General features: G+C 73.8%; 17 protein-coding genes. 14 read left to right on the plus strand and 3 right to left on the minus strand.

The genetic code is table 11. The annotated features are described in order from the left end of the window. Nucleotides 1–8: 8 nt before the first annotated feature. A complete protein-coding gene (locus ACTVZO_RS27625) occupies nucleotides 9–761 on the plus strand; it encodes an amino acid ABC transporter ATP-binding protein (RefSeq protein WP_443303023.1) in 753 nt (250 codons plus the stop codon). A gap of 70 nt (nucleotides 762–831) precedes the next feature. Here ACTVZO_RS27625 and ACTVZO_RS27630 read toward each other — a convergent pair whose 3' ends face one another. Then, nucleotides 832–1,605 (minus strand): class I SAM-dependent methyltransferase, encoded by a 774-nt coding sequence (locus ACTVZO_RS27630; protein ID WP_443300922.1) that lies wholly within the window; start codon nucleotides 1,603–1,605, stop codon nucleotides 832–834. An 82-nt stretch (nucleotides 1,606–1,687) separates the two neighbouring features. On the opposite strand from ACTVZO_RS27630, the gene ACTVZO_RS27635 reads away from it, so the two are divergent. Then, on the plus strand, nucleotides 1,688–2,317 hold the full coding sequence (locus tag ACTVZO_RS27635; protein ID WP_443300923.1) for a CGNR zinc finger domain-containing protein: 630 nt from the start codon (nucleotides 1,688–1,690) through the stop codon (nucleotides 2,315–2,317). Here ACTVZO_RS27635 and sodX read toward each other — a convergent pair. Next, nucleotides 2,221–2,643: a nickel-type superoxide dismutase maturation protease gene (gene sodX, locus ACTVZO_RS27640; protein WP_443300924.1), complete on the minus strand. Its 423-nt coding sequence runs from the start codon at nucleotides 2,641–2,643 to the stop codon at nucleotides 2,221–2,223. The two genes, ACTVZO_RS27635 and sodX, sit on opposite strands and share 97 nt — an antisense overlap. Before the next feature lie 171 nt (nucleotides 2,644–2,814). On the opposite strand from sodX, the gene sodN reads away from it, so the two are divergent. Beyond that, on the plus strand, nucleotides 2,815–3,210 hold the full coding sequence (gene sodN, locus ACTVZO_RS27645) for a superoxide dismutase, Ni (protein WP_136215065.1): 396 nt from the start codon (nucleotides 2,815–2,817) through the stop codon (nucleotides 3,208–3,210). 138 nt (nucleotides 3,211–3,348) lie between these two features. Here sodN and ACTVZO_RS27650 read toward each other — a convergent pair whose 3' ends face one another. Further along, the gene (locus ACTVZO_RS27650; RefSeq protein WP_443300925.1) at nucleotides 3,349–3,537 is read right to left on the minus strand and encodes a DUF6104 family protein; all 189 of its coding nucleotides are present in this window, start codon (nucleotides 3,535–3,537) and stop codon (nucleotides 3,349–3,351) included. A 130-nt stretch (nucleotides 3,538–3,667) separates the two neighbouring features. On the opposite strand from ACTVZO_RS27650, the gene ACTVZO_RS27655 reads away from it, so the two are divergent. From ACTVZO_RS27655 to tgmC, 11 genes are all read left to right on the plus strand, one after another. Further along, on the plus strand, nucleotides 3,668–5,740 hold the full coding sequence (locus ACTVZO_RS27655) for a VMAP-C domain-containing protein (RefSeq protein ID WP_443300926.1): 2,073 nt from the start codon (nucleotides 3,668–3,670) through the stop codon (nucleotides 5,738–5,740). 22 nt (nucleotides 5,741–5,762) lie between these two features. After that, nucleotides 5,763–6,809 carry an AAA family ATPase gene (locus ACTVZO_RS27660; protein WP_443300927.1) on the plus strand — a complete coding sequence of 349 codons (1,047 nt, stop codon included), beginning with the start codon at nucleotides 5,763–5,765 and terminating at the stop codon, nucleotides 6,807–6,809. A 6-nt stretch (nucleotides 6,810–6,815) separates the two neighbouring features. Beyond that, a complete protein-coding gene (locus ACTVZO_RS27665; protein WP_443300928.1) occupies nucleotides 6,816–10,049 on the plus strand; it encodes an SAV_2336 N-terminal domain-related protein in 3,234 nt (1,077 codons plus the stop codon). 99 nt (nucleotides 10,050–10,148) lie between these two features. Then, entirely contained in the window at nucleotides 10,149–10,349 is a 201-nt protein-coding gene (gene fxsA / locus ACTVZO_RS27670) for an FxSxx-COOH cyclophane-containing RiPP peptide (RefSeq protein WP_384230995.1), read from the plus strand. A 217-nt stretch (nucleotides 10,350–10,566) separates the two neighbouring features. After that, nucleotides 10,567–11,814: an FxsB family cyclophane-forming radical SAM/SPASM peptide maturase gene (locus ACTVZO_RS27675; RefSeq protein WP_443300929.1), complete on the plus strand. Its 1,248-nt coding sequence runs from the start codon at nucleotides 10,567–10,569 to the stop codon at nucleotides 11,812–11,814. Then, the gene (locus ACTVZO_RS27680; protein ID WP_443300930.1) at nucleotides 11,811–13,067 is read left to right on the plus strand and encodes an aKG-HExxH-type peptide beta-hydroxylase; all 1,257 of its coding nucleotides are present in this window, start codon (nucleotides 11,811–11,813) and stop codon (nucleotides 13,065–13,067) included. The genes ACTVZO_RS27675 and ACTVZO_RS27680 overlap by 4 nt, the downstream gene beginning before the upstream one ends. A 73-nt stretch (nucleotides 13,068–13,140) precedes the next feature. Further along, nucleotides 13,141–16,152, plus strand: coding sequence for an FxSxx-COOH system tetratricopeptide repeat protein (gene fxsT, locus ACTVZO_RS27685; RefSeq protein WP_443300931.1), 3,012 nt, complete (start codon nucleotides 13,141–13,143; stop codon nucleotides 16,150–16,152). A 382-nt stretch (nucleotides 16,153–16,534) separates the two neighbouring features. Further along, nucleotides 16,535–17,779, plus strand: a complete 1,245-nt coding sequence (locus tag ACTVZO_RS27690; protein ID WP_443300932.1) for a helix-turn-helix domain-containing protein — start codon at nucleotides 16,535–16,537, stop codon at nucleotides 17,777–17,779. A 716-nt stretch (nucleotides 17,780–18,495) separates the two neighbouring features. Beyond that, entirely contained in the window at nucleotides 18,496–18,759 is a 264-nt protein-coding gene (tgmA, locus tag ACTVZO_RS27695; protein ID WP_443300933.1) for a putative ATP-grasp-modified RiPP, read from the plus strand. Continuing rightward, the gene (gene tgmB / locus ACTVZO_RS27700; protein WP_443300934.1) at nucleotides 18,759–19,724 is read left to right on the plus strand and encodes an ATP-grasp ribosomal peptide maturase; all 966 of its coding nucleotides are present in this window, start codon (nucleotides 18,759–18,761) and stop codon (nucleotides 19,722–19,724) included. The genes tgmA and tgmB overlap by 1 nt, the downstream gene beginning before the upstream one ends. Continuing rightward, nucleotides 19,721–20,887: an ATP-grasp peptide maturase system methyltransferase gene (gene tgmC / locus ACTVZO_RS27705; RefSeq protein WP_443300935.1), complete on the plus strand. Its 1,167-nt coding sequence runs from the start codon at nucleotides 19,721–19,723 to the stop codon at nucleotides 20,885–20,887. The genes tgmB and tgmC overlap by 4 nt, the downstream gene beginning before the upstream one ends. The last annotated feature ends 370 nt before the right edge of the window (nucleotides 20,888–21,257 follow it).

A 21,257-nucleotide genomic window follows, 5' to 3' on the forward strand; every position in this document is an offset into this window, starting at 1 on the left:
CCCAGCCGATGGTCAAGGCAGAAGGCGTCCACAAGTCGTACGGCGCCGCCCACATCCTGCGCGGGATCGATCTGGAAGTCGCTCCGCGTGAGGTGTTCTGTCTGGTCGGTCCGTCCGGGTCCGGCAAGTCGACGTTCCTGCGCTGTATCAACCACCTGGAGCGGATCAACGCCGGCCGGCTGTCGGTCGACGGGCATCTGGTGGGGTACAGGCAGAAGGGCGACAAGCTGTACGAGCTGAAGGACTCCGAGGTCGCGGCGCAGCGCCGGGACATCGGGATGGTCTTCCAGCGGTTCAACCTGTTCCCGCACATGACGGCCATAGAGAACGTCATGGAAGCGCCGGTGATGGTCAAGGGCGAGTCGAAGGCGGTGGCGCGGGAGCGTGCCGTGCGGCTGCTGGACCGGGTGGGTCTGGGTGACAAGGGCGGGAACTATCCCACCCAGCTGTCGGGCGGGCAGCAGCAGCGGGTGGCGATCGCGCGTGCGCTGGCGATGGAGCCGAAGCTGATGCTCTTCGACGAGCCGACCTCGGCTCTCGACCCGGAGCTGGTGGGTGATGTGCTGGACGTGATGCGGGACCTGGCCGAGTCGGGCATGACCATGATCGTGGTCACCCACGAGATGGGTTTCGCGCGCGAGGTCGGTGACAACCTCGTCTTCATGGACGGCGGCGTCGTCGTGGAGTCCGGCCACCCCCGCGAGGTACTGGGCAATCCCCAGCACGACCGCACCAAGGCATTCCTGTCCAAGGTCCTCTGACACCGGGCCGGCGCGTATGGAAGAGGGGCGGTACGGGAATCCCGTACCGCCCCTCCGCCGTGCCCGGCCCCTACTTCAGGCCCAGGACCAGTGCGTCCGAGGGGGAGCGCCAGACCGTACGGGCCTCCGCGAACCCGGCGTCGAGCAGGGCGCGGGCGTGCCAGGCCTCGGAGGGGGTGTCTCCGTCGGCGTGCTCCCCGTAGATCTCGAAGCGCTGCGCCACGGCCTCGGCCAGCACCGGATCCGCGGCGGCCAGGGCCCACCACTCGCGCCAGTCGGGCACCCCGGACGCCTTGGCGCGGTCCATCCCGGCGTGCCGGTGGGCACGCTCGGCGGCGTTGACGAGCGGGGTCGCCGGGTCGGGCATGTGGTCGGCGTTCATGAACACCCCGCCGGGCCGCACGAGGGGCGCCAACTGCCCGTACAGCACCGCGAGGTCCTTGCTGTGCAGCCAGTGCAGGGCCGTCGCCGTCAGGACCGCGTCGTACGTGCCGTGGGGCAGGGCCGCCCGCCACTCGGGGTCCTTGAGGTCGGCCGTCACGAAGGCGACCCGGTCGTCGCCCTCGAAGTGGCCGCGGGCGATGGCCAGCAGCGCCGGGTCGAGGTCGACGCCCGTGCTGGTGGCCTCCGGGAACCGCTTGAGCACGCGGTCCGTAATACTTCCCGTACCGCACGCGAGATCCAGTACCCGGGGGGCGGGGCCGGCCAGGGCCTCGACCATGTCCAGCATCACCCGGAACCGCTCCTCGCGGTCGGGCATGTACCACTCCTGCTGGCGGTCCCAGCTGTCCTGCCACCCCTGCCAGTAGGTGCCGGTACCGGTCGTCCCTGTCGTATCCGCCATCGCGAACCCCTCCATACGTAATACCCTCGAATACGTCTCAGCCGTTACCGGAGACACTAATCCGCAGCCGTAAGGACTACAAGTGGAACTGGCCCATTACTCGGACTTCGCCGTGCGCCTGGTCAACACCGAGGAGCCGGCCCGCAACAAGGACTCGCTGACCTCGGTCGACGCCGTCCGCGCCCTGTTCGGCGCCAGCGTGCAGATGGCCCGCCGGGTCACCGAAACCGACGTCACCCGCTTCCGCAACGTCCGCGGCCGGCTGCGCTCCGTCTTCGAGGCGGCCGACGGCGGCGACCACGTCCTCGCCGTCGACCTCCTGAACTCGCTGCTCATGGAGTTCCCCATCAGCCCACAGGTCTCCGGCCACGAGACCCTCGGCGAGGACGGCGCCCCCGACTGGCACATCCACCTCGCCGAGCACCCCTCGAACGCCTCCGCGGGCTACGCCGCCATGGCCTCCTTCGGACTCGCCTTCCACCTCACCGCGCACGGCCCCGACCGGCTCGGCCTGTGCCAGGCCGCGCCCTGCCGCAACGCCTACCTCGACACCTCGACCAACCGCTCCCGGCGCTACTGCTCCGACCGCTGTGCCACCCGGGCGAACGTGGCGGCCTACCGCGCCCGCAAGCGGCTGGAGGCCGAGGAGTCCGCCCGGAGCGGCCGCAGCGCCGACGCCGCCCACGAGAGCCGCGCCCTCAGCGACCGCTGACCGTCCTCGCGCGGCCGGAAGCGCAGCACCGCCGTCGCCAGCACCAGATCGCCGGGCACCGGCCCGAAGACGGTGCTGTCGCCGGTCTCGTTGTACGGGTTGTCGCCGAGCACCCACCAGGAGCCGCCCGGCCGCCGCTCCACCGCCCGCTTGACCACCAGCAGGTCCTGCTGGAAGGGGTGGCGCAGCACCACCACGTCACCCGGACGGACCGCCGCACCGTAGCGGACCAGCAGCCGGTCCCCGTGGAGCAGCGTCGGCACCATCGACGGCCCGGCCACCTCCACCACCTCGAACCGGCCCCGCGCGCGCCCGCTCTGCGTCATGCCCGACCTCCTCGTCACCCCCGCATGCTGCCGTACGGCTCCGTACATTCGCTCACCGGTGCGCACGCGACGCTGGACTTTTGTCCCAACCCCATGGGGGCGACCGAGAAAACGCGAATCCGAGCGAGTAACCTCCCCCTTGAGAAGACGATCACGAGGAGGACACACTCCATGCTTTCCCGCCTCTTCGCCCCCAAGGCGAAGGTCTCCGCCCACTGCGATCTGCCGTGCGGCGTGTACGACCCTGCCCAGGCCCGCATCGAGGCCGAGTCCGTCAAGGCCGTGCAGGAGAAGTACCAGGCCAACGACGACGCCGACTTCCGCGCGCGCGCCATCACCATCAAGGAGCAGCGCGCCGAACTGGCCAAGCACCACGTCTCGGTGCTGTGGAGCGACTACTTCAAGCCCCCGCACTTCGAGAAGTACCCGCAGCTGCACACCCTGGTCAACGACACCCTGAAGGCCCTCTCGGCCGCCAAGGCGTCGAACGACCCGGCGACCGGCCAGAAGGCCCTCGAGCTCATCGCCGAGATCGACCGCATCTTCTGGGAGACCAAGGCCGCCTGATCCGGCGCCCGGTTCCCCCGCCCGCGCCGTCCTCGGCGGGCGACGACGTACGAGAACGGCCCGACTGCCCACCGGCAGCCGGGCCGTTCCCGTCCGTCCGTCCGTTCCCGCAGGTGCGCCGTCCGCGGCACGCGCCGCTCACTCGTCGGTGTCGTCGTCCTCGTCGTCCAGGCGGGCCAGCCAGGTGGCCAGGCGTTCCACCGGGACCTCGAAGTCCGGGTTCAGGTCGACGAAGGTGCGCAGCTGCTCGGCGAGCCACTCGAAGGTGACCTCCTCCTCGCCGCGCCGCTTCTCCAGCTCCTCGATGCCGCGATCGGTGAAGTACAAGTCGGGCTCCGTGCCGTGATGAGGGTGTGCAGGGGGTGTTTCCCGCCAGGATAATCCGCGGCCCGGCAAGACCTCCCGCCGGCGGAGCCTCCGGCGCTAGCCTGGACGCCTCACGAGCTGGGGGGCGCGCATGACGGAAGGGCGCACGGCCGGCTCCGCGCGCGCCTTCGAGCTCCTGGAACCCCTCCTCCAGGCGGCGACCGTACGCGTCCACGCCCCGCAGGGCGGGTATGGAACGGCTGGGACCGGACCCACCTGGGGGAGCGGTTTCTTCATCGCCCCCGGCTGGGTCCTGACGTGCGCGCACGTGGTGGGGGAAGGGGGTGCTGCGGTGCGTCTGACGGGCCGCGAGGTCGGCATCACCTTCTCCTCCGGGGTCAACGTCACCGGAAACGGCGCCACCGGTACGGTCACCGGGCGCGTGGAGTGCGTACTGCCCGAGCGGCTGGAGGAGCGGCGGCCGGCCCGCCGGGCCCTGTGGGACCTGCCCGACCTCGCCCTGATCCGCGTCCTGGCCCCCGTCTCGCACGCCTGTGTCTGGCTGACCGACCGTTCCAGACCCCGCTTCGACGAGGTCGCCTACTTCGGCTGCACCGAGGACCTCGGGACGCCCGAGATCACCGGCCGCACCACCCGGCTGCGCGGCAGCGCGGGCCACGGCGCGGCCATCCGGCTCGGCGACGACGACGAGATCGAGCCCGGCATGTCCGGCGGGCCGGTGGTGGACCTGACGCGGGGCGAGGTCGTCGGCGTGGTCAAGGCCCGGCGGCACACCGGGGGCGGCGGGCTCGCCGTGTCCGTCGTGCAGCTGCGCACCCTGCCGATGCCCCTGCGCGGCCAGACCGGGCTCTACCGCCGGGTCATGCAGGCCCACGACCTGCACCACTACGACCAGCACCTCAGCGACCTCAACAGCCGCCGGACCTGGACCGACGTGCACGGCGAACTCCCGGCCGGGGAGGGCGACCCGTACGGCGGGCGCGGCCGGCTCACCCCCGGCGAGCGCACCACCCTGTGCGGGCTGCTCGCCGAACTGCCCCCGCCCGGCTCCTCGGAGGTCGTACGGGCGCTGGTGGAGGCCGCGCGCGGGGAGGAGCCGGAGCCGCATCCGCTCGCCCCGCTGAGCTGGCGCGACGGCCTGGGGCTGCTGCACGATCCGCCGGGCGGCGCGGGGGAGGCCGCGGCCATGCTCCGGTACGCGACCGACGTGAGCGTGGCCGACTACCGCGAGCCGCCCACCCCCGGCGCGGACGAGGAGCTGTGGGACTGGGTGCGGGCCACCGCCGAGCGGCTGTGGCGCCCGCTGCGCCGGGAGCTCGGGGAGCGGCACGAGCGGGGCCTGGCCTCGCGGGAGGCGCGCCGGCGGGCCTCGGCGGGGCGGGCGGTGCGCGGCCCGGTCCGGCCGTCCGGCGGGCTGCCGCCCGGGGCGTCGGTGCTGCTGGAGGTGTGGGCGCACGGCTGGGAGCACGTGTACGACTGGCGGGTCTCGGTCCTGGCGGGTCCGGAGCGTCCGGGGCGGGTGACGCCGGTGGACTCCGGGGTACGGGCCACCGGGGCGGGCCTGCCGGAGGCGTTGCGGGCCCCGCTCGCCGAGGCCTTCCGGCGCTGCGACACCCACGAGGCGGCGGCCCCGCTCGAAGTGGCGGTCACCCCCGAGCTGTTCGGGCTCGCGGTGGACGAGTGGGTGCTGGTGGGAAGGGTGCCGGTGGGGGTCCAGCGGCCGGTGGTGTTCCGGTATCCGGCCGGGAACCCCGCACCCGCCGCGGCGGCCCGGTGGGCGCGCGCCCAGGCCGGACCGCTGCTGGACGAACGGGCCGACTGCGTACGGGGCCGGCCGCGCAGCCCGTCCGCGGGCTGGCTGTCCGGACTCCCGGACAACACGGTCCCGGTGCACTGCCGGGCGGCGGCGGAGGAGCCCACGCTGGGCTCGCTGCACGCGGTGGGGGACGCCGGGTACGGGGTGGTGGTGTGCCGGCGGCCCCCGGCCGACCCGGGGGCGTCGTGCGCCCCCTTCCACCGCGGTCTGCGGGAGGAACTGGCCGACGCCGGACGGGCCGAGGTGCTGCCGCTGCGGCTCCAGGCGCTGCGGGGGCGGGCGCACGGGGCCGACCCGGACGCCTACTGGTCCGCGGGGGCGGCCCTCGTCTGGAACGACCCCGCGCGCGCCCTGCCCGAGGACGAGCCGCTCCAGGGCGACCTGTGACCGGCAGGAGGGAGCAGCACCCATGAACGACGAATGGCTCATCTACCGCGGTGTCGGCGAGCCCCACGACGGGATCGAGGCCCTGCCCGACCCGCCGCCGTGGCGGGACTTCGACGGCGGGCCCGTGGGGGAGGCGGGCGGACCGGCCTCGGTGGCGGACGGGAACGTCGCCCGGCGGCTCGGGGCCCACCGGCAGGCCGCCGAGCTGCACCGGCCGGAGCCGGAGGAGCTGGAGGCCATCAACGCGGCCCTGTACCTGAGGCGGCCGCTGCTGGTGACGGGCTTCCCGGGCACCGGCAAGTCCACCCTCGCGCACGCGGTAGCCCACGAGCTGAAGCTGGGCCGGGTGCTGCGCTGGCCGGTGGTGTCGCGCAGCGTGCTCCAGGACGGGCTGTACCGCTACGACGCCCTGGCGCGGCTCCAGGACGTACAGCTCGCGGCGAGCGGAGGCGCCCTGGGCGGGGCGTCGCGAGGGGAGCCGGGCGGGGCACCCGGGGGGGCGCCCGGTATCGGCAAGTACATCCGGCTCGGGCCGCTGGGCACCGCCCTGCTGCCCACCGCGCGGCCCCGGGTGCTGCTCATCGACGAGCTCGACAAGAGCGACATCGACCTGCCGAACGACCTGCTGAACGTGCTGGAGGAAGGGGAGTTCGCCCTTCCCGAGCTGGAGCGCGTCGCCGACACCGAGCCCGAGGTGCAGGTGCTCACCGACGACGGTTCGAAGGTGACCGTGCGGGGCGGCCGGGTGCGCTGCCGGGCCTTCCCCTTCATCATCCTGACCAGCAACGGGGAGCGGGACTTCCCGGCCGCACTGCTGCGGCGCTGCATCCAGCTCAAGCTCGGACAGCCCGGCGAGAAACGGCTCGCCACCATGGTCCGGGCCCATCTGGGCGAGGAGGCCGCCCAGTTGGGGGCCGACCTGATCCGGGAGTTCCTCAGCCGCTCGCAGTCCGAGCTGGTCGCCGCCGACCAGCTGCTCAACGCGGTCTACCTGACCCACTACGCCGCCCCGCCCACCCGGGAGGACCTCGCCGACCTGCTCATCCAGCGCCTCGACCGCCCGAGGTGACGGGCCGTGCCGCCCGCCGGACCGCCCGGCATCCGTGAACTGGCCGTGCTGCTGCGCGGCGCCGGGCTCGATCCGTCCGCCGAGGAGCTCGCCGACGCGCTGTGGCTGGCCGCGCGGATGGGCCGGCCCGGACCGCCGCCCGCGCCGGGTGCGGAGGCGCCCGTGCCGGAGCCGGAGGCCGGGGAGCCGGAGAGCCCGCCCGACGACCCCGGGCCGATCGAGCCGGAACCTGAGGATCCGGTCAGGCTCTACGCCCCCGGGCCGCACCGCGCGGGCGAGACGGAGGCCGAGTTCACCGGGGAGCCGCCCGTCGAGCGCGGGGTGCCCGTACGCGTGCCCGCGGCGGCCGCGCTGCCCCGCATCCTGGAGATCCAGCGGGCGCTGCGCGCCCTCCAGCGGCACCGGCCGCCCGCCCCGCCCGCCCGCACCGTGCTGGACGAGCCGGCCACCGCCGAGGCCAGCGCCCGGGCCCTCGGGATGGTCATCCCGGTGCTCAGGCCGGAGAGCCGGCGGGAGGCGACCCTACGGCTGGTGATGGACGCGTCGCCGTCTATGGCGGTGTGGCAGGACATGTTCGAGGAACTGCGCTCGGTCTGTGAGCGGCTGGGCGCCTTCCGCGATGTCCAGACGCACTACCTGCACCGCCTTCCCGACGGCACGGCGGCGCTCGGGCGCGGCCCCGTGCCCGGCGCCGGGCTGCGCTCGGGGGACCAGCTGCGCGACCCCACCGGCCGGGCCCTGACCATGGTGGTCTCCGACTGTGCCGGACCGCTGTGGCGCGAGGGCTCGGCGCAGCGGCTGCTGCACCGGTGGGCCGAGTGCACCCCGTGCGTGGTCGTCCAGCCGCTGCCCCAGCGGCTGTGGGGCCGCAGCTGGCTGCCGACCGAGCGCGGCACGCTGTCCCGGATCGAGGGCGGCGGCCGGAAGCTGAAATTCCGGTCGGACCGGCCGCCGCTGCCCGGGCGGCCCACGGGCGGGCTGACCGTGCCCGTGCTGCCGCCCAGCGCCATCGCCCTCGGCGCGTGGGCCCGGCTCGTCGCCGGTCTCGGCACCGGCCCGGTACCGGCCGAGGTGGGCCGGGTACTGCCCGCCCATCCGGCCGCGCCCCTGCCGCCGCCCCGCGCCGTACGGCCGCCGCGCGAGCTGGTGGCCCGGTTCCGGTCCTCGGCCGCGCCCCGGGCCGTACAGCTCGCCGTGTACCTGTCGGCGGCCCCGCTGACCCTGCCCGTCATGCGGCTCGTGCAGCGCACGATGCTGCCCGACTCGGAACCCTCGGACCTGGCCGAGGTCCTGCTGAGCGGCCTGCTGCGGCGCAGCGCGGACACCCCCGGGCAGTGGTACGAGTTCGCTCCCGGGGTGCAGGACGTGCTGCTGGGGCCGCTGGGGCGGGACGAGGCCGCCCTGGTGCTGAAGCACTGCTCGGAGTACGTCCTGGCCCACTTCGGGCGGGGCGTGCGCAATTTCCCCGCGCTCGCCGTCTCGCAGCTCACCGGGGCGCCGCCCGAGACGGCCGAGCCGGCCGAGGTCGGGCCGGTGCCGGGGGGCGCCGAGCCGGTTCCCGCCGAGCCGGTTCCCGCCGAGCGGGTGGCCGCCGGGCGGCTCCCGCAGGCCTTCGCGCAGGTCTCCGCCAAGGTCGTACGGCGCTACCTGCCCGGCATGCCCGAGGACGGCGGCCCGCAGGTGCGCGAGCCCGCCACGCCCCCGCCGCCGCCCGCGAGGGCCGCGGCCGTACGCGCCGCCCGGGAGCGGCTCGCCGACGCGGACCGGGACGGGAGCGGCGACGCCGACGGCGACGCCCGGGCGCTCTACGAGGCCGTGGCCGTCCTGCGCCGGGCCGTCACCGCCCCCGCCGGGCCCGGCGACCCGCACGAGGAGGCCGAGACCGAACTGGCCGGCGCCCTGCTGCGGCTGTGGGCCGTGCAGCGGGACCCGGAACTCCTCACCGAGGCCGAGCGGACCGTCACCGGCCTGGCCACGGCCCCGGCCCGGGCCCTGCACGGCCGGGTGCTGTACGAGCGGGCGCTGGCCGGCGAACCCCGGGCGGACCTGCTGGCCGCCGCCGACCGGGAGTTCGCCGAGGCGGCCGCCGTCTCCGCCGACCCCGCGCTGCGGCGGGACTGCGCGGTGCGCCGCGCCGAGACCCTGATCCGGCTGAGCGCGCTGCGCGAGGACCCGGGCGCGCTGCGCGAGGCACGGGCCGCACTGGAGCCCGTCGTCGGCGGCGGGGCGGCCCACCCCGAGCTGCAACGGGCCCTGGGCCGCGTCCTGCTGGCCCTGCTGCCCCACACCCCCGACCCGGCCGAGCGCACCGCCCTGGCCGGGCAGGCCGCGGCCCGGCTGGCCGCGACCGGCCCGGCCGGGGACGACGCCCCGGGACGGGAGGCGCGGGCCCGGACCCGGGTCGAGCTGGCCGGGGCGCTGCGGTACCTGCCCGAGCGGCTCGAGGAGGCGGCCGGCGAGCTGCGGCAGGCCGTCGAGGAGGCGGGCGGGGATCCCGACCTGCGGGTGGCCGCCCTGGTGTGCCTGGCACGCGTGCACCGGGCCCGGTACGAGCGGGACGCCGACCCGGTGGCCCTGGAGGACGCCGCCCAGGCGTACGGCCGGGCCCGGCGGCTGATCCCCCGGGACGCGGAGGCTTTCGGGGAGCTGCTGCCCGAGTGGGGCGACGTACTGCTGGAGCGGGCCCGGGCCGCCGACGGCCGGGAGTTCACCGGGGCGGCCGTACGCGTGCTGCGCGAGAGCCGGGCGGCGGTGCCGCAGTCCGACCCGGGGGCGGCGCACCGGCTGCTGCGGCTGGCCACCGGGCTGCGGCTGCGGCACGCCTACGAAGGGGACCCGGTGGACCTGCGGGAGGCGGAGTACCTGCTGGAACTCGCCGTGCGGCAGAGCCGCGGCCCGCTGGAGCGGGCCGGGGCCTGGCGGGACCACGCGGACGTCCAGCTGGAGATCCACGGCCACACCCGGGCGGCGGACCGCCTCGACCGGGCGGCGGACTCCTACCGGCGGGCCTGGCGGGCCGCCCTGGAGGCCGACCGCGAGGAGCGCGGGGACCTGGCCGTGCAGCTGGCGGCCCGCGTACAGGAACTGCGCGGGGAGGTACTGGAGCGGCTGGCCCGGCCCCGGGCGGCCCTGGACGCCTACCGCTCGGCGCTGGAACTGTGGGCGCGGCTGGACCCCGGTGAACAGGGGCGGTCCGCGGCGCTCGCCGAGCGGATCAGAACCCTGGAGGCGGCCCTCTGAGCGGCTCTGCGCCCCCGGCGCCGCCGTTTCCGGGCGCCGGGGGAGGGGAAAGGGCAGTGGACCATCGAACGTGCGACGCAACAAGGGGACGGGCGGCCCATGGTGACGAAGGATCAGGACCTGGCGGTGGTGGCCCAGGCCCACAAGTGCCCCGCACGGCTGCCGGACCTCTCCGGACTGGATCTGGCCGCGCTGCGCGGGATCGACCATCCCGTGCTGGCCCAGGTGATCGAGGGCATGGTCGAGCGGGTGACGCACCCGGCCGAGATCCTGAACGCCTTCGACTCCGGCGTCGACTGACCGGGCGCACCGCAGCCGGGGCCGGCGGAACCGCCGTCGCAGCCCGGACCGCCATCACCACCCGGACCGCCGTCACCACCCGAACCCCCCGAGTCCCCCGGACCGCCGCCCACTTGACCACTTTCCGCCGTTAGCCGAGGCCGAACGAAGGGCAGGGATGCACCGTCCGCGGGGCACCTTCCCGCGGTGTCCGGGGGCGGGGGCGGGAGGTACAGCGATGAGGCACACCCACACGAGCGCGGCCGGGCCGCCCGCACACCGCGCCCACGCGCCCTGGCCCTACACCCGGCTCGACGTGCCCGCCCTGCGCGCCGCCGGACACCCACCCCACCCCGTACGGCAGTTCGTGCTCAAGACGCGCAGCCGCTGCAACCTCGCCTGCACCTACTGCTACGTCTACGAGATGGCCGACCAGGGCTGGCGCGCCCAGCCCGCCACCATGGACCCCGCCACCGCCGACCGCGCCGCCCGCCGGATCGCCGAGCACGCCGCCACCCACGACCTGCCCCGCGTCGACCTGGTCCTGCACGGCGGGGAACCGCTGCTCACCGCCCCCGCCGGGCTGGCCGGACCCGTCGACGCCGTACGGGCCGCCGTCGCCGCGGCCTCCCCGCGCACCCGCGTCACCGCCACCGTGCAGACCAACGGCACCCTGCTGACCCGCGGCCGCCTCGCCGCGCTGGCCGCCGCCGGGATACGCGTCGGCGTCAGCCTCGACGGCGGGCTCCCCGCCCACAACACCCGGCGCGTGGACCACGCCGGACGCCCCGGATTCGGGGCCGCCGCCCGCGGCCTGCGGCTGCTGGCACGGCATCCGGACAGCTACGCCGGGGTGCTCTGCGTCATCGACCTCGACCACGACCCGGTCGAGACGTACGAGTCCCTGCTCTCCTTCGCCCCGCCCAGCATCGGACTGCTGCTGCCCCTGGCCAACTGGAGCTCCCCGCCGCCCGGCCACCACCCCGGCGGGACCCCGTACGCCGACTGGCTCCTCGCCGTCTTCGAACGGTGGTGGCACGACGGGCTGCGGCGCACCCGGATCCGCGTCTTCGAGGAGATCATCGCCCTGCTGCTCGGCCTGCCCGCCGCCACCGAGACCCTCGGGCTCGCCCCCGCCGCCACCGCCGTCATCGAGACCGACGGCTCCCTCGAACAGGCCGACTCGCTGAAGTCCGCCTACGAGGGCGCCGCCACCACCGGCATGACCCTGCGCAGCCACAGCTTCGACCAGCTCCTCGACCACCCCGGGTTCGCCGCCCGCCAGCTCGGACGGGACGCGCTCGCCGACGGCTGCCGGGCCTGCGAACTGGTCGAGGTGTGCGGCGGCGGGCACTACCCGCACCGCTACCGGGCCGGCGAGGGCTTCCGGCAGCCGTCCGTGTACTGCGCCGACCTCCAGGTCCTGATCCGGCACATCGCCGCGGCCGTCGCGGGCGCCGCCCGCCCCCCGGCGGTCGCCTCGTGACCGCCGCCCTCGCCCCCTTCACCGTCTCCACCGGCACCCTGCGCGCCCTCGCCTCCACCGAGCCCTGTGCCGAGGGCACCCGCCTGGTCCGCGACGTACGCCGCTCCAAGCGCCTGGTCCTGCTGCGCGCCGTCCTCGACGCCGCCCCCGGAGCCCGGGCCGGGGAGACCGCCGACCACTGGGCCCTGCTGGAAGCGGCCGAACGGCACGCCCCCGACGCCGTCCGCGACGTCCTGCACTACCCCGCCACCGGGGTCTGGGCCGAGGAGACCCTGCGCCGCCTGCACGCCCCGTACGGGCCCCCGCCGGACCTCGGGCACCTCGGCGCCCTCGCCGTCGCCGCCGCCCTGCGCGCCCGGATCGCCTTCACCCACACCCTGCGGCCCCAGCAGGGCCGCCTCCTCCTGCCCACCCTCGGACTGCTGCGCCCCGAGCGCCCCGGCCCGCTCGCCCTCACCGAACGCTCCTGGGAACCCGAGGACCCGGCCACGCTGCCCCTGCACACCCTCCCCGGAGGGCGCACCGCCCTCGACGACCTGGACCCCTACCGGGCGCCCGGCCCCGCCCGCCCGTCCCCCGTCCGGCCCGCCCGCCGGCTCACCCCCAAGGGGCACAAGCGCTGGGACACCCAGTGGACCGGCGCGCTCACCCTGCTCCGGCGCTACGACACCGCCCGCGCCGAGGAGACCGTCCACCTGCTGCGCTCCGTCGTGCCGCTGGCCGGCGGATCCCGCTCCACCGGGGCCACCCTGCCCGCCGCCGCCGGATCCGTACTGGCCCGCGCACAGGCCCCGCCCGCACTGGCCGCCACCCTCGTGCACGAGGTCCAGCACGGCAAGCTCACGGCCCTCGCCGACGTCCTGACCCTGCACACCGCCGACCGCACCCCCCGCTACTGGGCGCCCTGGCGCGCCGACCCCCGCCCGCTGGAGGGCCTCCTGCACGGCGCCTACGCCCACCTGGCCCTGGCCGGGTACTGGCAGCGCGCCGCCCTCTACGGGGCCCGGGGCGCCTGGGCCCAGCACGCCCGCATCCGCGCCCAGGTCGCCGCCGTCCTGCCCGTACTGCGCGCCGACGAACAACTGACTTCGACTGGGCGGGAGTTCACCGCTGCCATGGCGGCGGCCGAGCGGGCCATGGACGAGCTCCCGCCGCCCGGGGACCAGCACACCACCGCCCGGCGGGCCGTCGACCGCGAGCGCCGCGCCTGGTGCGAGGCCCATCCCGAACTCGCCCCGTTCGTACGGGCTTGAGGGGCTTCGCCAGGGGCCGGGCTGCGGTACCTTTCAAGCCCGTCCACTGCCCGGATTTCAGGGAGACGGCCGCATGACCACCGGTAGTCGGCAGGAACAGGGCACCACCGCTGGACCGCAGCGCTTCGTCATCAGCTTCGCCGGATTCAACCGGCCCTGGGCCGTGTGGATCGCCCACCGCCTGGAGGAACACGGCCACCGGGTCGCCCTCCAGCGCTGGGACCCGCAGAACAGCCCCGGCCTCGCCGAGGCCCTCGACGACCTCGCCCGCTCCGGCAGCCGGGTCCTCCTGGTCCTCAGCGAACGCTACTTTTCCGCCGGAACCCACACCGGCACGCAGGACGAGGCGTGGAACACCGCCCTGCGCACGGTCACCGACCGCCACCCCGACCGGTTCGCGGCCGTCTGCCTCACCGACGCCCCGCTGCCCAGCGCCGTGGCCGTCCTGGAGAAGACCGACCTGTGGGGCCTGGACGCGTACGAGGCGGAGTACCGCGTGCTGCGCCGCCTGGAGCTGCCCACGGACCGCATCGGCACCGAGACCGGCCGCCGCGGACCCCGCTTCCCCAACGACCCGCCCGAGATCTGGGGCCGGGTCCCGCGCCGCAACCCCCGCTTCACCGGCCGCAACGACGTCATCGGCACCCTGCGCGCGGCGCTCACCGAAGCACCGGCCGGCGCCTCCACCGTCACCCTGCTCGGGCTCTCCGGAGTCGGCAAGACCCAGGTCGCCACCGAGTACGCCTACCGGTTCGCCTCCGAGTACGACATCGTCTGGTGGGTCCCCGCCGAGGACCGGCCCACTCTGCGCGAACGCCTCGCCGACCTGGCCCCCGCCCTCGGCCTGCCGCGCGGCGCCGGAAGCTACGGCGAGCAGATCCGGGCCGTCCTGGAAGCGCTGCGGCGCGGATCCCCGTACGGCCGTTGGCTGATGGTCTTCGACGGCTGCGACAACCCCGACGACCTCACCGACCTGCTGCCCTCCGGCTCGGGCGACGTCATCATCACCTCCCGCAACCGCGAATGGGCCTCCCGGCACACCAGCCTCGTCGAAGTCCCGCTCTACGCACGGCCCGAATCCATCACCTTCATCCGCCGCCGGGCCCTGCGGCTCACCGCCGGCGAGGCCGACCAGCTCGCCGAGGCCCTGGAGGACTACCCGCTCGCCCTCGACCAGACCGCGGGCTGGCTCGCCGACTCACCGCTGACCGTCGGCGACTACCTGGCGCTGCTCCAGCGCCGGCTCGACTCCCGCGAGGCCGTCACCGTCTCCGACGACTACCCGCTGCCCTTCCCGACCGCCCTGGCCATACTCCTCAACAACGTACGGGAGAACTTCCCCGACGCCCTCGCCCTGCTGCGGCTGTTCGTCTTCTTCGCCCCCGGACCCGTACCGCTGCGGCTGCTGCGCGAGTTCCCCGCCGACGACGTGCCCGAACAGCTCGCCGGGCTGATCAACGACCAGATCCGCTGGAACGCCGCCCTCAACAAGCTCGTCCAGTTCTCCGTCGTCCGCCTGGAGTACTCCGACCTGCCCGTGGAGGAGGGCGGCGGCGGCCTGGAGACCGTACAGCTGCACCGCATGGTGCACGGCATCGTCCGCGAGAACCTCTCCGAGGACGAGGCCGAACCGCTCGCCCGCGCCGTCCGCCAGGTCCTCGCCGCCGCCGACCCCGGCCGCCCCTCCGACTCCCGGCTGTGGCCCCGCTACGCCGAGCTCATCCCGCACCTGACCACCTCCGGGGTGCTGACCAGCAGCAACCCGCGCATCCAGAACTTCCTGCTCCAGTGCCTGCGCTACCTGATCCTCGCCGGGGAGTACCGCACCTGCCTGCGGCTGTCCGAGGAGACCGACCAGGTCTGGCGGGCGATGCTCGGCGAGGACCACCCCAAGGTCCGCGAGCTCAGCTACCAGTACGGCGGAGCCCTGCGCAACCTCGGCCTGTTCCGGCGGGCCGAGACCCTCACCCGGGCCGTCGCCGACCGGCTCACCTCCGAGCGGGGCGAGCGCGACCTGGAGACCCTGCGCGCCGGCAGCGCGTACGGGGGAGTGCTGCTCTGCATCGCCAAGTTCGAGCCCGCCCGCGAGATCTTCGAGTACTGCCTGGGCACCTACCGCGACCTGCTCGGCGAGGACGACTCCACCACCCTCGGCGCCCAGAACAACCTCGCCGCCACCTACCGGCTCCTGGGCCGCTACCAGGACGCCTACGACCTCGACCTGGACACCCTGCGCCGCCGCGAGCGGGTGCTGCGCCCCCAGCACATCTCCACCCTCTCCTCCGGCATCGCCTGCGCGATGGGGCTGCGGCTGATGGGCCGCTACCGGGAGGCGCAGACCCGGCAGGAGCAGGGCGTCAAACTCAACACCCAGGTGCTGGGGCTGGGCCACCCGCAGACCCTGCGCGCCGAGCACAACCTCGGGCTGTGCCTGCGCCGTTCGGGCGACATCCCCGGAGCGGGGCTGCGGCTGCGGACCGTCTGGGAGCGGGCCACGCGCGTGTTCGGGGTCGACTACCCGTGGACCCTGATGGTGGCCTCCGACTACGCCACGTACCTCCGGGAGTACGGGGACGTCGGCGAGGCCCGCCGGATCTCGGAGGACGTCGTCCGCGGCTACCAGTCGCAGCTGGGCCTCGCCCACCCGTACAGCATCGGCACGGTCGGCAACCTCGGCCTCGTCCTGCGCGCGCAGGGCGAACGCGCGGAGGCCATGTCCCTCGCGGAGCAGGCGCTGGTCGGCATGCGGGGCGCGCTCGGCGACCGGCACCCCTGGACGCTGGGCTGCGCCCTCAACGCCACCGGACACCGCAACATCACCGGGCACCTGGAGGACGCGCTGTCCCTGAGCCGGGAGACGCTGCGCACCGCCGAGCGGGTCCTGGGCCCGGACCACCCGATGACGCTGAGCGCCCAGATCGCCCTGGCGGCGGACCTCCGGTCGGTCCGTGAGGACGTGGAGGCGGGCAAGCACGAGGAGGCGGGCATCAAGGGCCTCACCCGCACCCTGGGCCCCCAACACGTCCACACGATCGCCGCCAAACAACAGACCCGCCCGTACTGGGACTTCGAGCCACAGCCTTAGGGCGAGCGGTAGGGGGGCCACGGGGCGAGGCTTCCGCCGTGTGCTGTACGGGGCCCACGCGCCTCCGGTGAGCCCGCCCCGGCCCGGGCCCGTCACCGGCCCCACCGGGCCGGGGTCTGAGCTCTACCCGGACGAAACAGCGGCGAGAGCCTCCTCGGGAGCGGGGACGCGTCAAATCGCTACGCGCTGCTCACTCCCGGCGTCCGGCGCCCGTCTTGGGCCGGACACAAGCCGCCCACAATCGCTCCACACGCGCCCTACGGCCGCGACTTCCAGCCGCTTCTTCCTGATGTGGTTACCAGTTGGGGCGCTCTGGATCACACGCAACCGGCCCTGCCCCTACCCTGTCAGAGTCGAGCTGCAAGGAGAGGGGCAAGGCGCAATGTCTACCGATGCAACCCCAGACCCGTACCGCGAACAGCTGGCATTCGGCCAGAGGCTGCAGATCCTCCGTCAGCGCCGAGGCCTCACCCGCGACCAGCTCGGCGGTCTCGTCGGCCGGTCCGGATCGTGGGTCAAGGCCGTTGAGAACGGCCGTCTCAAGACTCCCGACCTGCCGATGATCCTGCGCATCGCCGAAGTCCTCCGTGTCCGGGAGCTGTCCGATCTCACCGGGGACCAGTCCATGCGGACCGCCCTGTTCACGGGCCCCGGGCATCCGCGGTTCGCCGCGGTCCGCGAGGCCCTGAACGCACTTCAGCTTGGTGCCGGCCGGGCGGCCCCGCCCGCTGCGCACCTGTCCGCTCGCCTGTCCAGGGCTTGGCAGGCGCGACACTCGGCGCCGAATCACCGCGACGTCATCGGGTCTCTTCTGCCGGATCTCATTCGCGACGCTCAGGCGTCGGTCCGCGCGGCCGAGACCGTCGCGGACCGGAAGGCGGCCCAAGCCTCCCTCGCAGAGGTGTACTTCCTGGCCCAGTTCTTCTGCGCCTACCAGCCTGACGCGCCGCTGGTGTGGCGGGTGGCCGAGCGCGGCATGATGGCTGCCCAGGATTCCGAGGACCCGCACGCGATCGGGCTCGCCGCGTGGCTGACCACGCAGGCTCACCGCGAGAGCGCACACCTGGACGCGGCCGACGCCGTCACCCTGGAGACTCTTCGCTACCTGACGCCGCTCCTTCCCGATGCCCGCACGGACATCCGCGCGGTCGCCGGGGCCCTCACAGTCGAGGCGGGACTGACGGCCGCGCGCCGCGGCGAGACAGGCACAGCATGGAGGTATTGGGACGAGGCCCGCACGTTGGCCGAGTCGCTGCCCCGCGGCTATTTCCACCCAGTGACGAGCTTCTCCCGTGCGGTCATCGGTGCCCACGCGGTCACGGTCGCCGTCGAACTGCACGCCGGCGGTGAGTCCGCGCGGCAGGCCGCCCGTGCAGAGGCCCAGGCGATCCCGTCCCGGCCCAGACGGGCCCGACACCGAATCGAGCAGGCCCGCGCCTACCACCTGGATGCACAGCCTGACGTGGCGCTCGCCACCCTCGCACAGGCCCACGAGGCGGCCCCGGAGACCGTCCAGTACAACGGGTACGCGCGTCGGATCATCCTGGAGGAGGCGGCGGCAAAGAGCCCCCACCGGCGGCGACGAGCCTCCGAACTTGCCGCCCGCCTCGGGTTGTTGACCGCGTAGTCAAAGGGGCACAATTCGTGCCCCTGCTCTGGTGTCTCCGCCCCTACCGTCGTCTCACCACCCGCTGACCACGGTAGGGGGCAGCCGTGCACGAGTACAGCCGACAAGTCCTGAGTGACGGGTTCACCCAGCTTGGGGTCGCGCTTGAGGAGATCGCGGAGGCCATCGAATCCGCTGTCGAGGACGACGCGGAGCGTGATATCACCACGGTCCTCACAACCGATCCTGCGCCCGTAGAGCTCGCAGAGCTGACCAACCGTATGGTCACCCACTGCGAGACTCTTGCGGTAGGTCTCCGGGAAATCCCCCTGGCCCAGCGATCCACCCGCGCCATGGGGCACTGCGGGATTGGTCGGACCTCTCGTCCGCGGACCCGGCAGCGGCAGCGGACGACACTACGGGCAACTTGGCGTACGCACGGATGCTGGCGCTCATCGCGAAAACCATGCTCAAGGCCCTGCGTGAGCGTCGGACGGCCCGAACCAGGCCCCACAGGTCAGCTGCCCGTTGATCGTCGGCCGCCTATTCCCAGCCCCAGACGGGCGGCCGGACGCGTGATCGAGGAGCGCCTAGCGATCGCGGGCGGCTTGTGACCAGCCCGATGCGGGCTGACGCCGCTCCCTCCTCGCCGCGCGCGCGTTGCTCATCGACCTCGCCGACGCCCTCTGACTTCCCGGTCCCGCCCGGGTCCGGGTTCAGCTACCGAACGGAGTCCCATGTCCATCACGTCTCCCACGCCCATCGCGCCGTGGGGAAGTAGCCGACTCGCCCCGTACGCCACCACCGTGCAGCTCCCGCACGCCTCCGTCACGATCGACCCCACTACCCAGCTCGGCATCTTCCGCGACCGGCACGGCCGAGTGGCCGAGATGGGCAAGCACGGCACCAGCAGCGCCACGGGAACCACGACCTCGACCAGCCCCGACGGGGGACAGGGCACTGGCGACCAGGGCAGCGACCAGGACAGTCAGCAGGACTGATGCCCACGACCGAGGAGAGGCCGGTTCTGGTGGCCACCGAGGCGGACGACCTCACCGCCGACATGGTCATCACCGAACTCAACCGGCGAAGTGTGCCGGTGGTTCGGTTCAACCCCGCCGACATCGGCGACGGCCTGACGGTCTCCGTTCAGTACGGCATCCGCCCGGCCAACGCGGCCGGGCGGATGCTCACCCCGTCGAGAGCCGCCCATTTGGATGACGTGCGAGCCGTGTACTGGCGGCGGCCGATATGGCCGGCCTTCCCGCACCTGAGCTCCGACGACGCCCGGTTCGCCGCGGCGCAGACCCGGTACGGACTCGGCGGCGTCCTATACGCGCTTGATGGCCCGCTGTGGGTGAATCACCCCCTGCGGAACGCCGAAGCCGACTACAAGCCCCACCAACTGGCCCGCGCCCAGCGTCTCGGCCTCGCCGTGCCGGCCACGCTCATCACCAACGACCTCGACGACGCGCGCGCGTTCGTCGCGGTTCACCCCGCAGTGATCCACAAGACGCTGCGGGCAACGTCCTACCACCGCGACGGCGTCCCCCTCGTGTCCTGGGCGGAGCAGGTCACTGCGGACGAGATCGATGCCCGTATCCAGGTCGTCCCGCACCTCTTCCAGGTACGTATCGACAAAACGTGTGACATCCGCGTCCTGATCGTGGGCCGCCGGGTCTTCGCGGTACGTATCGAGTCCGATCTCCTGGACTGGCGGCGGGACTACTCTGCCCTGACGTACTCGGTCATCACCCTGCCCGCCGCGCTGGAAGCGGCCCTGCTCGCCTTCCTCGACGCCTTCGGCCTCGCGTCTGGAAGCTTCGACCTCGCAGTCGACCGCGCCGGAACGTACTGGCTCCTGGAACTGAACCCCAACGGTCAATGGGGCTGGCTGGAGGAGCACACCGGCCTTCCCATGGCAGCCTCCTTCGCCGACCTGCTCACCCAAGGAGAAATCCATTGATCGATACCAGCCCCCTGCGGCAGGCCCTCGCGGACCGGCTCGAAGCCGTGGGCGCCGTCCGGACACCGGCGTGGCGAAAGGCGGTCGAAGCAGTCCCCCGCGAACTGTTCCTGAACCCCGGCGTCTTCCTGCCCGCCGGCAACGGGCTCTGGCGGCCGATGACCGCTGCCGACACGGACCCCGCGGAGTGGACCAGGACCGCGTACGCCGACGAGTCACTCGTCACGCAGCTCGACAACCAGCTCACCGCCGACCAGGCTCCCGGCCCGGTGCCGGGCATCCCGACCTCATCGTCCACGGCCCCCCAGCTCGTACTGGAGATGATCGAGGAACTGGAGGCCGAGGACGGACACCGTGTGTTGGAGATCGGCACCGGCACCGGGTACTCCACGGCCCTGATGTGTCACCGCCTGGGCGAGGACAACGTCACCACCATCGAGGTCGACCCGGGAGTCGCCGCCCGCGCCGACGCGGCCCTGGAGAGCGCCGGCTTCTCCACCTGGACCGTCACGGGAGACGGACTGCTCGGCCTGCCCCGCCGCGCCCCGTACGACAGGGTGATCGCCACCTGCGGGGTCCGACGCATCCCCTACACGTGGGTACGGCAAACCCGCCCCGGCGGCGTCATCCTCGCTACCGTCGGGTCACTCCTCACCGGGACCGGCCTCGCCAAGGTCACCGTGCGCGAGGACGGGACGGCCGAGGGGCGGTTCGTCGCCCACGCCAACTTCATGCAGGCGCGGTCCCAGGCCGTCACACCGATCGCCGGAGACCTGTCCTCCCGCGTGGCATACCCCAACACCGAACGACGCGCCCTCGTACCCCCGACCGAACTCGACGAGCCGATGCAGGCCCTCCTGGCCCAGCTCGCAGCACCGACGGCCCAAGTCCTACGAGCCCGGGCCAGCGACGGCGGGACCCTCGTCTACCTCTTCGACCCGGACCGGGAGTCGTTCGCCGAGCTCGTTGAGGACGGCGGCGATTGGCTCGTACGTCAGGGCGGCCCCGTTTCCCTGTGGGACGACGTCGAGCGGGCACTCGGCGGATGGCACGACCTCGGCAGGCCCGGCATCACCGAGGTCCACCTCCGCGTGACCGAGCACTCCCACACCTACTGGATCGGCAATTCCCCGGCCCTGCGATGGGAGCATCCGCTCGGCTGACCGGCCGGAGCTCAGCCTCTCAAGCCTGGATGAGATGTGCTCAAATCCGAGTCGCGCATCCGCACCTTCTCGCCAAGCTCGAAGCCTCCTGCTCCGAGTTGCCGCTGGCAAAGGAGCCGTCGGCCGCACCGGAAAGCCCGTGGCTGACCTGTCTCAGCGCAGTTCGGCGAGTCTCATCGAAGTTTGACCATCGGGGTGTGGCGGACCGTGGCCCCCACCGGAGAGCTCCACTGATTGAACCAGCCGCAGAGCTGCCGCGCCGGTCAAACTTCGCTGAGACTCATCAAACTTCGGTGAGACGGGGCAGTGGCAATCGGACGCGCCCACCGACCCGGATGCTCTTCTTGTCGCTGTCTCGTGCAGGTAGCCA

It is taken from the genome of Streptomyces sp. IBSNAI002, assembly GCF_052244475.1.
GTDB lineage: Bacteria > Actinomycetota > Actinomycetes > Streptomycetales > Streptomycetaceae > Streptomyces.

What these genes read in the sequence shown, in the direction of transcription:
- ACTVZO_RS27625 (WP_443303023.1), top strand. Translation starts at nt 9, where the DNA reads ATGGTCAAGGCAGAAGGCGTCCACAAGTCGTACGGCGCCGCCCACATC.
- ACTVZO_RS27630 (WP_443300922.1), bottom strand. Translation starts at nt 1,605, where the DNA reads ATGGCGGATACGACAGGGACGACCGGTACCGGCACCTACTGGCAGGGG.
- sodX (WP_443300924.1), bottom strand. Translation starts at nt 2,643, where the DNA reads ATGACGCAGAGCGGGCGCGCGCGGGGCCGGTTCGAGGTGGTGGAGGTG.
- sodN (WP_136215065.1), top strand. Translation starts at nt 2,815, where the DNA reads ATGCTTTCCCGCCTCTTCGCCCCCAAGGCGAAGGTCTCCGCCCACTGC.
- ACTVZO_RS27655 (WP_443300926.1), top strand. Translation starts at nt 3,668, where the DNA reads ATGACGGAAGGGCGCACGGCCGGCTCCGCGCGCGCCTTCGAGCTCCTG.
- ACTVZO_RS27660 (WP_443300927.1), top strand. Translation starts at nt 5,763, where the DNA reads ATGAACGACGAATGGCTCATCTACCGCGGTGTCGGCGAGCCCCACGAC.
- fxsA (WP_384230995.1), top strand. Translation starts at nt 10,149, where the DNA reads ATGGTGACGAAGGATCAGGACCTGGCGGTGGTGGCCCAGGCCCACAAG.
- ACTVZO_RS27675 (WP_443300929.1), top strand. Translation starts at nt 10,567, where the DNA reads ATGAGGCACACCCACACGAGCGCGGCCGGGCCGCCCGCACACCGCGCC.
- fxsT (WP_443300931.1), top strand. Translation starts at nt 13,141, where the DNA reads ATGACCACCGGTAGTCGGCAGGAACAGGGCACCACCGCTGGACCGCAG.
- ACTVZO_RS27690 (WP_443300932.1), top strand. Translation starts at nt 16,535, where the DNA reads ATGTCTACCGATGCAACCCCAGACCCGTACCGCGAACAGCTGGCATTC.
- tgmA (WP_443300933.1), top strand. Translation starts at nt 18,496, where the DNA reads ATGTCCATCACGTCTCCCACGCCCATCGCGCCGTGGGGAAGTAGCCGA.
- tgmB (WP_443300934.1), top strand. Translation starts at nt 18,759, where the DNA reads ATGCCCACGACCGAGGAGAGGCCGGTTCTGGTGGCCACCGAGGCGGAC.